The organism is Cryobacterium sp. TMT3-29-2 (assembly GCF_004564305.1).
Classification (GTDB): domain Bacteria; phylum Actinomycetota; class Actinomycetes; order Actinomycetales; family Microbacteriaceae; genus Cryobacterium; species Cryobacterium sinapicolor.
Genome location: NZ_SOGK01000031.1, coordinates 72,292 through 81,563, shown reverse-complemented (window position 1 = coordinate 81,563; position 9,272 = coordinate 72,292). Strand labels below are relative to the sequence as shown.

The window sequence follows — 9,272 nt, the reverse complement described above, 5'->3', positions numbered from 1 at the left end:
TGCTCGCCGCGGCGTCGGCGGCGCGGGCCGAGGCCGTCGACGAGGTGCGGGCCTGGTGCCTGTCCAACGAGCTCGCCGCCGAACGCGATCGTGCCCGCCGGGCGGCGCGGGCCGACGCCGTTGCGCTGGGGCTCACGCCGGACGTCGACGGCGATACCGACAGCGCTGCCCGCTGCGGCACGGTGTCGGCCGGGGTGCCGGGTTCCCGCTGGGACGCCCTCGAGATCGCCTACCGAACCGCGATCTCCGAACTCGCCTGCGCGCTGCACATCTCTCAGGCTTCGGCCGCCAACCTGATGGCGCAGAGCGAGGCGCTCACCGGAACGTTCACCGCCAGCCGCAATGCCCTCGCGGCCGGCCAGATCAGCTACGCGCATGCGCGGATTCTGATCGAGCAAGCCAGTTCCCTTCCCGAGGCGGCCCGCACCGCCTTCGAGGCCGAGATGCTGCCCCAGGCGAAGCGACTCACTGCCCCGCAATTCGACCGCACGGCCCGCCGCCTGCGGGAGACGTCGCATCCGGAATCGATCACCCTGCGCCGCACCAAGAGCCAGGCCGACCGCACCCTCGTGTTCGAGCCCGGCGCAGACGGCATGGGCTGGCTGCACACCTACCAGCAGTTGCCGGTTGCTCAGGCGATCTTCCACCGGGTCAGCGACATGGCGGCCAGCCTCCAGGGTCCGGATGAACCGCGTGCCCTGGCCCAGCTCCGCGCGGATGTCCTCGCGGCCCTCATGGTCGACGGCGTCACTCCCGCAGGCCTCGGCCGGGGCGTCCGCGCCACCGTGAACGTCACGGTGCCCGTGCTCACCCTCCTCGGCCGCAGCAACGAGCCGGGCCACCTCGAGGGGTGCGGGCCGATCGACCCCGAGACGGCCCGCGGACTGGCAGCCGGCGCGCCGAGTTTCACCCGCATTCTCGTTCATCCCGAGACCGGCGTGATGCTGTCGGTGGGCCGAAATCAGTACCGGGTGCCCAAAGACCTCCGGCGGCTGCTCGTGATCCGCGACGAAACCTGCCGATTCGCCGGCTGCAACCGGCCGGCGGCCCGCGCCGAGATGGACCACACTCACGAATGGCAGGAAGACGGCATCACCCGCTACGACAATCTCGCCAACCTCTGTGCCCCCGACCACCGGTTGAAAACCCAGACCACCTGGACGGCGACCCAGCTTCCGGGTGGGGTGCTCGCCTGGACCGCGCCCAGTGGGCTGCACTACCAGTCTGATCCGGCGGTGCCCTTCGAGCCTCCAGGCGTGATCGACGATCCACCGCCCTTCTAGGGTCGGCGGTGAGAAACCGCAGGCAGTCCGGGGCGTAGCCTCGATCCATGAACCGTGCGCTCGCGATTGCCCTGGTGTCGGCCCAGGTTCTGCTTCTTCTGGCGCTGGCCCTCCTGCCCCACGGCGGACTGTGGCCGGTGAACCTCGGCGTTGTCGTGGCCGCGATCGTGCTCGCCCTCGCCGGCGCGGTCTTCGCCGTGCTCGGCGTGCTCGGTCTCGGGCCGGCCCTCACCGCCAGCCCGATTCCGCGGGAGCACGCGCCTCTGGTCACCACCGGTGTCTACGGTCTCGTGCGCAGCCCCATCTACACCGGTCTGATGATCGGCGGCCTGGGCCTCGTGCTGCTCGGCGGTTCGGTCTGGCATCTCGTGGCCTGGCTCGCCCTCCTGCTGCTGCTGGCGGGCAAGGCGCGCTGGGAAGAACGGATGCTCGTGGCCGAGCACCCGGACTACGCCCCCTACGGCACCCGCGTCGGCCGCTTCCTCCCAGGGGTGGGCCGGCTGAAGCCGTGAGGGTTGCCGAACCAATTCGACGGAGATTTTGGCTTGAAACTGCCCTTTCGCCGATTTCAAGGCCGATCCGGGCAGAATCACCGTCGAATTCGTTCGGGCCGTGGGGCGGAGCACCACGCGGGCGGGACCCGCGACTCGCTGAGCGGCCGGGTCGAGCCTGCGCTGACCTGGCCGACCGTTAGACGAAGACCAGCACCAGGCGCACCACGACAGCCAGAATCGCCGCGCCCGACAGCGCCAGCGAGACGAGCACCAGACCGCGCCCCGTCGCGCCGGCCGGGATCACGCTGAAGGCCCGCAGCGAGAGCGAGAGCCCGATCAGGGCGACGAACAGCGCGGGAAACGGCAGCACCACCGCGAGCACGACGCTGACGACCGACACCCAGAAACCCGGCACCCGGCCGGGCGACTTCGACCAGTCCAGGTTGGGCGCCCCGAGACCCAGCAGGTTGTTGCCCTCCATGTTCGCGCGCGGGTCGGTCATGTGGTGCTCCTTCGGCTTGTCCTGACAGTCTCACATGCGCCGTTCGCGCCTGCCCGCGTGTCTGCTTGCGCGCGGGGGCGGTTACCCTTGAGAAGGCCCGGAAAGGAACTTCTACAATGAGCGAACTTGCGGGCGAACTGGCGCGGGTGCGCGAAGCCTTCGACAAACCGACCCTGCGCCTGCTGGATCGCAAGTGGGCGCCGTTCGTGCTCTTCGTGTTCAAGTCGTCCTTCAGCCGCGACCGCCGCAGCGTGCAGGCCGATCTGCTGCACACCCAGGTTGACGCCTACCTCGCCGACCTGCGCTCGGTCGGCAGCGATGTGCCGGGCAAGACCGGCCGGGCCCTGTGCGTGCAGTGGATGAACGACCAGTGGCTCTACCGCGAAACGGGGGAGGGCGCCGAGGAACACTACTCGCTCACCTCACACGCGCTCGAGGCGCTGCTCCTGGTTGAGAGCCTGTCCCGCGATCGGGCTCTGATCAGCGAGTCCCGTCTCACCACGATCGTCGACACGGTGCGCCACCGCGCCACGCAGGCCAACCCGGACCGGGAGGAGCGAATCCGTCGCCTCGACCAGGAGATCGCCGAGAAGACGGCTGAGCGTGAGCGTCTCGCGGCGGGCGGCGAGATCGCACCCGTCTCCAACGCGCAGATGCATGAGGGCTACGCCAACCTGATCGATCTGATCAGCCAGCTGCCCAGCGACTTCAAACGCGTCGAGGAATCCGTCGCCGCCATGCACCGGCAGATCGTCAACGATTTCCGCGGCGAGGAGCGCCCGATCAGCGAGGTCCTCGACGAATACCTCTCCAAAACGGATGCCCTGATGACCTCAACCCCGGAAGGTCGCGCCTTCGAGGGGGCTTTCATGCTGTTGCGGAACGACGACCTGCTCCAGGAGCTCAAGGACGATCTGGAGACGATCCTGCTGCATCCGTTCGCCCTCGAACTCAGCTCCATCGATCGCCGCAGCTTCATGGGCACCGTGCGCCTGATCCGCAAGGGCATCGACGACGTGCTCACCCAGCGCAACGGTCTCACCACCACGCTGCGCGAGCACATCGTCAACCACGACGTGGTCAAGGACCGCGAACTCGAACGCCTGCTGCGCGAGATCAACAAGGAACTCGCCACCTGGATGCAGACCGCCGGGCCCCGCTCCATGGTCACCGCCGAACTCATGCCGGGAACCCTCGACGCCCCGCATCTCCGGGAACGCTTCTACGACCCGGGCGCGCACCGCCCGCCACCCGAGCTGCAGGATGTCTCCGACGACGCCCCGGCGCCGCCGAGCCTCGACGAGATGCGCCAGCAGGGCGGCCCGCTGCTGGGGGAGTTGCGCGACGCGATCGTGACGGCCTTCAGCCAGGGCGAGGCCGCATCCGTCGGCGACGCGTTCAACGACCTCGACGCCACCCTGCGCCGCCCGGTCGAGATCCTGGGGATGCTGCAGATCGCCACCCAGATCGACGCGGTCAGCCGGGCGCAAACGCTCGAGCGGTTCGAAACCGTTCGTCCGGACGGCTCCACCCGCAGCTTCGAGGTGCCCCGAATCATGCTCAACGACGACGAAACCGCGGCGCTGTCCGCCCTGAACTACGGAACCGACAATGACTGACGAGCCCACCGCTGACGACCTCACGGATACCGACTCACCCAGCTTTTCCCTGTTCGAGGGCGACGAGGGCGGGCTCACCGTGGAGCAGCGCCGCACCCTGGTGCTGCTGCTGAAGCACCGCTACATCTCCGCCGCGCTGCAGCCGTCCGAGTGGCAGACGCTGCTGCGCTCACAGGGTCTGCTCAAGTCGCGCCTCAACGACATGTTCCTCGACCTGCACGTCGACCTGCACTACGAGGTGGCGTTCAAACGGCAGGCGGTCGCCGAGGGCGGCGACCGGTTCCCCACCCTGCTGCACGACGTGTCCTACACCCGGGAGGAGACCATCCTGCTTGTGCTGCTGCGGCAGCGATTCCGCAGCGAGCGCGCGAACGGCCACGACATCGTCATCGTGGACCGCGACAACCTGGTCGAGAACGTCGGCCATTTCCGGCCCGAACACGCCACCGATCGCTGGGGCGACGCCCGCAAGGCCACGGCCGCGGTCGACAGCCTCGCCAAGGCGCGCGTGCTGCTGAAGACCAGCGACCCGGACCGGTTCCGCATCTCCGCCGTGATCGAGGTGCTGCTGCCGGTCGAACGGCTGAGCGAACTCCTGGAGTGGCTGGTCACCCAGAACGCCGATCCCGAACCCACCGATCTTGACGATCTGCCTCTCCTGTCCGAGGCCATGCCGGAGGCCCTCTCATGACCGATTCCCCGCTGTTCTTCGTCGACGGCCTCACCGAGGGCACCACCCAGTGGCGCGCCGAGTCCTTCCAGATGGTGAACTGGGGCGGCTTCCAGGGCCACCACGAGGTTGCCTTCGCGCCGAGCGCCACCCTGGTGTCCGGGGCATCCGGAACCGGCAAGAGCAGCCTGCTGGACGCGTACCTCGCCCTGATGATGCCCTCGGACACCCCGTTCAACGGCGCCTCCAACGACGCGGGCTCCGGGCGGGCGCGCAGCGCCGACCAGCGCAGCCTGATGACCTACCTCAAGGGCAAGACCGACGCCAACCGGGAGGCCGGCACGGGGGAGCTGCAGGACCAGGTGCTCCGCGGAGCCCACGAGTCCACCTGGGGTGCCGTGTCGATGACGTTCATCGACGACAACCAGCGCCGTTTCACCGTGCTGCGGGCCTACTTCGTGCCGCGTGGCGGCACCCGGTTCGCCGACATCACCATGAAGATGGCCACGATCGACGGTTATCTCGATCTGCGCGACCTGGCCGAGGTGACCGAGTCCCGGTTCGACAAGCGCGCCCTCAAATCCCGGTTCCCCGAACTGGATGTCTTCGACACCTATGCGGCGTTCGCCCAGACGTTGTACACCCGCCTGGGCATCGGCGCCAACGGCGAGGGCGGCAAGGCTCTCCGGCTGCTGGCCCGCATCCAGGCCGGCCAGCAGGTCAAGACGGTCGACGGGCTCTACAAGTCCATGGTGCTCGAGGAACCGGCCACCTACGCGGCCGCCGACAAGGCCGTCGCCCACTTCGAAGACCTCGAGCGGTCCTACGGCGCCATGGTCGCCGAGGCGCAGAAGGCCAAGGTGCTGGAACGCCTGCCTGACCTGCATCGCGACTACGAGGCGGCCACCGACAAGGCCGACCTGATCGACACCTTCGGCGTGCACCGCTCCGGCGACACCCCGTTCGTGCTCTGGCAGCTCCGCACGGAGCAGGGCCTGCTCGAGGGGGCTGCCGACGCCAACCGGGTGGCGCGCCGCGATACCCGGCTTCTCTCCACGACGGCCCGGGATGCCGAGACCGAACTGAAAGCGCGGGTCGCCGACCTGCAGCGCCAGCAGCGCGACAACGGCGGCGACGTGCTCGTCAGCCTGCAGAACGAGCTCGGCCAGCTCACCGACAAACGCGACGACATCGCCGCCGAGCGGGCGAAGTTCGACGAGCGCATCCGGCCACTCGGTCTGTCCATCGACTCCGCCGACGACTTCGACCTGGCCCGCGTCGCCGCCGACGGGTTCCTGGCTGGTTTCCCTGCCGCCGAGGCCGACCTCGAGAACACGCGCACCGCGCTGCAGCGCACCGCCTACCCGGTCGAGGAGAGCCTCCGCACCCTGAAGCAGGAGCGCCAGTTCCTGTCCGGGCGGGCGAGCCTGGTTCCGCAGCATCTGCATAGCGCGCGCCTGATGATCGCCGAGGCGACGGGCATCCCCGCCGAGGAGCTGCCCTTCCTCGCCGAACTGATCGACCTCGCCCCCGGCGAAGAGGCGTGGCGGCAGGCGGCCGAGGTCACCCTGGCCTCCGTCGTGCGCGTCATGCTCGTCGACGAGACCCGACTGCGCGCGCTGAGCCTGGCCATCGACCCGCTCCGCATCCCCGTGCGCATCCACTTCGAGGGAGTGCCGCTGCGGGCCCACCGGCAGAGCGCCGGCGACCCGCGCTTCGTGTCCGGAAAACTCGTCTTCAAGGAGTCACCCTTCAGTGGCTGGGTGCAGGACCGGGTGCAGGCCGCCAACCTCGACGCGGAGTGCGTCGCCAGGGCGGCCGACCTCGTCGGGCACGGTCCCAGGGTCACTCCGAGCGGGCAGACCCGCAACGGATCCCGCGGCGCGCACGGCTGGAACAGCGACCAGAAGTCGATCATCGGCTTCTCCAGCCGCACCCGACTGCACGACATCGACGAGGAACTCGCCCGACTGCGGGTGGAGGCCGACAACCTGGCCCGCGAAGCCTCCGGGCACGGTTCGAGCCTCGCCGGCCTCCGGGCCCGCCGGGCCGCGCACCAGTTCGTCGTCGACGTGGCCTGGCCGGCCATCGACGTGCAGGCCGCGGATGCCCGCATCACCGACAAGCAGGCCGAGCGTGAGCGTGTGCTCGCCGACAGTGACGTGCTGCGCGCGCTGAAGGACGAGGAGGAGAGGCTGGCCGCCGAGCTGGAGACCGCCCAGAAGCAGAAGCACGCCACCGAGGTGGCACTGCAGGACCTGGTGTCCGAACAGGCCCGCATCGTGGACCGGCAGGATGCCGTGAGCAGCCGCCTCGACCGCATCGATGGTGACCCGGAGGCAGCGCCGTCGCTGTCGGAGGAGCACGCCACCCACCTCGACGCCCAGTTCGCGGCCGTTGCCGACCGGCACGATCTCGACGCGTTCGACGGGGCCGTCAGGCGCCTGCGTGAGCGCCTCACCGAGCAGTCCAGCCAGGACCGCGACAGCGCCGCCGGTGCCCGCAACACCCTGGTCGGCATCTTCGAGACCTTCCAGAGCCGCTGGCCCGACCCGAATATCGGCGTCTCGCTGGATTCCTACCCGAGCTACCGGGACATCCTCGACGCCGTGTACACGCTCGGCCTGCACGAGCGGCGCCAGGAGTGGAAGCGCCGGCTGGCGCTCTGGAGCGGCCAGGATCTGGTTCCCTTGGTCGGGGCCTTCACCAGCTCCATCGAGGAGATCGAAGACCGGCTGCGCCCCATCAACGAGATCCTCACCACGCTGCCGTTCGGGGCCGGGCGCGACCGCCTCAAGATCGCGTTGCGCCGCCTCCACCGCGACGACGCCACCGCGTTCCGCAAGGAACTCAAGGTGCTCTCTTCCGGTTCCACGGATGCCTTCACCGACGAGCAGACCGAGGCCAGGTTCACCCGGTTGCAGGCGTTCATGAACCTGATCCGCCGGTCCGCCGATGGACCTCGCCAGGAATCCCAGCGCGACCTGCTGCTCGATGTGCGCCGGCATGTTGAGATCACCGCCGTGCGCACCACCCCGGAAGGCCTGGAGGTCAGCACCTACTCGTCGCTCGGCGGCAAGAGCGGTGGCGAGTCCCAGGAGCTGGTGGCGTTCGTCGTGGGAGCCGCCCTGCGGTTCCAGCTCGGCGACGAGAGCCGCACCCGCCCACGCTTCGCGCCGGTCTTCCTCGACGAGGGTTTCGTGAAATCGGACTCCGAGTTCGCAGGACGGGCTGTGGCCGCCTGGAAGGGGCTGGGCTTCCAGCTCATCATCGGTTCCCCGCTCGACAAGGTCACCGCCCTCGAACCGCACATGGAGCTGGTGCTCTCGATGACCAAGAACAACGCCACCGGGTTCTCCTACATCACGCCGCTCTCGTCGCCGGTGTTCTCGTCGTAAAATCGGCAGCACCTTGGCTGAATCCCCGCAGTGCCTTGCCTTAAGTTCCGCGGGGCCTTGCGCGACGGGAAGACCGGGCGAAAACTGGGAATGTTCCACCAACACCTTGTGTACCAACCAATGTGGTCCTAAGGAGGCCCGCAATGACTAGTTCCCTCAACCGGATGTTCGGCATTGTCCTCGGAGCTCTGTTCCTCCTCCTCGGCCTGCTCGGCTTCACTGCGACAGGCAACGTCGGCTTCGTGGCGACGGAGGGTGGTTTGCTCCTGGGCACCTTCGAGGTCAATCCGCTTCTCAACGTGGTCTACATGCTCCTCGGCGCGGCCCTGTTGATCGGCGGCGTGGCCAGTGTCGCAGCGGCGAAAATGGTCAATGGCACCGTCGGCGGCATCCTGCTGCTGATGGGAATCATCGGCTTCTTCGTCGTCGGCACCGAGTTCAACTACCTCGCTCTGAACACGGCCGACCATGTCCTCAACCTGGTGACCGGCGCCGCACTGCTCGGTGTCGCGCTGGCGGCTGAGCGGCACGTGACCCCGGCAGTGACGACCGCGGGGCAGAAGTCGAGCTCCTACACCAGCGACACCGAGTAACAACCCGGCATCAGGGCTCTCCCTCGACGGCGGGAGCCCTGATTTCGGCGTGCTCGCAGAGTAAGATTTTTCGCGTGGCCGCAATCAAGGTGATCGTCGACGAGGGGCTCAGAATCGCGCTTTCCGCCGTTCGGATGGCGGTCAAGAACGACATCATCGTGGGTGCTCTCGGCGATCACGCTGACTACGATCCGGAACGCTACGCGGCCGCCGCCCGGCATGAATTGCACCTCCTCACCCGGCAGAACGAGCAGTACGCCCTCCGGGTCAAGGACCTGCGCAAGGAACTCACCCGATCGCGGTGGACCTCCGACCTCACGGAAGACCAACACCACGACATCGCGCAGCTCAAATTGCGCCGACGCGTGCACGAGAAGCTCGCCGACGCCCTCGAGGCCGTGGCCGCCGACGACGAGAAGGTCGCGCGTCTGGTGCGGCGGGCCCAGCGAGCCGCCAGCGACGAGGTCAGTGACGCGGTGTCGTCACGCCTGATCAGGCTGAATATCGACTGGCATGATCCCGACTACGAGGCTCGGCGCGCCGCCCGCACCGAGGTGTTCCTGCACATCGACTTCGCGCTGCTGAAGCTCAAGCACGACGCCGCGACCGACCCGTCCGCCAGCGACTACTGAGAGCGACGATCGATCCTGACTCAGCTGCGGGAGAAAAGCCGCGCGAAAAAGCCGGGGGTGGGGGCGTCGTTCTCGTGTCCG

At 68.4% G+C, this 9,272-nt stretch carries 8 protein-coding genes; 7 read left to right on the top strand and 1 reads right to left on the bottom strand.

Annotated elements, in window-relative coordinates:
• Both E3O67_RS04540 and E3O67_RS04535 read left to right on the top strand, forming a co-directional pair.
• On the top strand, positions 1–1,283 hold a 1,283-nt coding region (locus E3O67_RS04540; protein ID WP_135102055.1), incomplete at its 5' end, for an HNH endonuclease signature motif containing protein.
• A gap of 47 nt (positions 1,284–1,330) precedes the next feature.
• Positions 1,331–1,795, top strand: coding sequence for an isoprenylcysteine carboxylmethyltransferase family protein (locus tag E3O67_RS04535; protein WP_135102053.1), 465 nt, complete (start codon positions 1,331–1,333; stop codon positions 1,793–1,795).
• A 178-nt stretch (positions 1,796–1,973) separates the two neighbouring features.
• On the opposite strand, the gene E3O67_RS04530 is transcribed toward E3O67_RS04535, so the two are convergent.
• Complete coding sequence (locus E3O67_RS04530; RefSeq protein WP_134427200.1) at positions 1,974–2,279, bottom strand: hypothetical protein; 306 nt, start codon at positions 2,277–2,279, stop codon at positions 1,974–1,976.
• Between the two features lie 116 nt (positions 2,280–2,395).
• On the opposite strand from E3O67_RS04530, the gene E3O67_RS04525 reads away from it, so the two are divergent.
• From E3O67_RS04525 to E3O67_RS04505, 5 genes are all read left to right on the top strand, one after another.
• Entirely contained in the window at positions 2,396–3,898 is a 1,503-nt protein-coding gene (locus E3O67_RS04525; RefSeq protein ID WP_135102051.1) for a DUF3375 domain-containing protein, read from the top strand.
• Positions 3,891–4,589, top strand: a complete 699-nt coding sequence (locus E3O67_RS04520) for a DUF4194 domain-containing protein (RefSeq protein WP_135102049.1) — start codon at positions 3,891–3,893, stop codon at positions 4,587–4,589. Before E3O67_RS04525 ends, E3O67_RS04520 begins: the two co-directional genes overlap by 8 nt.
• Positions 4,586–7,966, top strand: a complete 3,381-nt coding sequence (locus tag E3O67_RS04515; protein ID WP_135102047.1) for an ATP-binding protein — start codon at positions 4,586–4,588, stop codon at positions 7,964–7,966. The genes E3O67_RS04520 and E3O67_RS04515 overlap by 4 nt, the downstream gene beginning before the upstream one ends.
• 143 nt (positions 7,967–8,109) lie before the next feature.
• The gene (locus E3O67_RS04510) at positions 8,110–8,559 is read left to right on the top strand and encodes a DUF4383 domain-containing protein (protein ID WP_135102045.1); all 450 of its coding nucleotides are present in this window, start codon (positions 8,110–8,112) and stop codon (positions 8,557–8,559) included.
• 74 nt (positions 8,560–8,633) lie between these two features.
• A complete protein-coding gene (locus E3O67_RS04505; protein ID WP_134427210.1) occupies positions 8,634–9,191 on the top strand; it encodes a hypothetical protein in 558 nt (185 codons plus the stop codon).
• Positions 9,192–9,272: the final 81 nt, after the last annotated feature.

What these genes read in the sequence shown, in the direction of transcription:
- E3O67_RS04535 (WP_135102053.1), top strand. Translation starts at nt 1,331, where the DNA reads ATGAACCGTGCGCTCGCGATTGCCCTGGTGTCGGCCCAGGTTCTGCTT.
- E3O67_RS04530 (WP_134427200.1), bottom strand. Translation starts at nt 2,279, where the DNA reads ATGACCGACCCGCGCGCGAACATGGAGGGCAACAACCTGCTGGGTCTC.
- E3O67_RS04525 (WP_135102051.1), top strand. Translation starts at nt 2,396, where the DNA reads ATGAGCGAACTTGCGGGCGAACTGGCGCGGGTGCGCGAAGCCTTCGAC.
- E3O67_RS04520 (WP_135102049.1), top strand. Translation starts at nt 3,891, where the DNA reads ATGACTGACGAGCCCACCGCTGACGACCTCACGGATACCGACTCACCC.
- E3O67_RS04515 (WP_135102047.1), top strand. Translation starts at nt 4,586, where the DNA reads ATGACCGATTCCCCGCTGTTCTTCGTCGACGGCCTCACCGAGGGCACC.
- E3O67_RS04510 (WP_135102045.1), top strand. Translation starts at nt 8,110, where the DNA reads ATGACTAGTTCCCTCAACCGGATGTTCGGCATTGTCCTCGGAGCTCTG.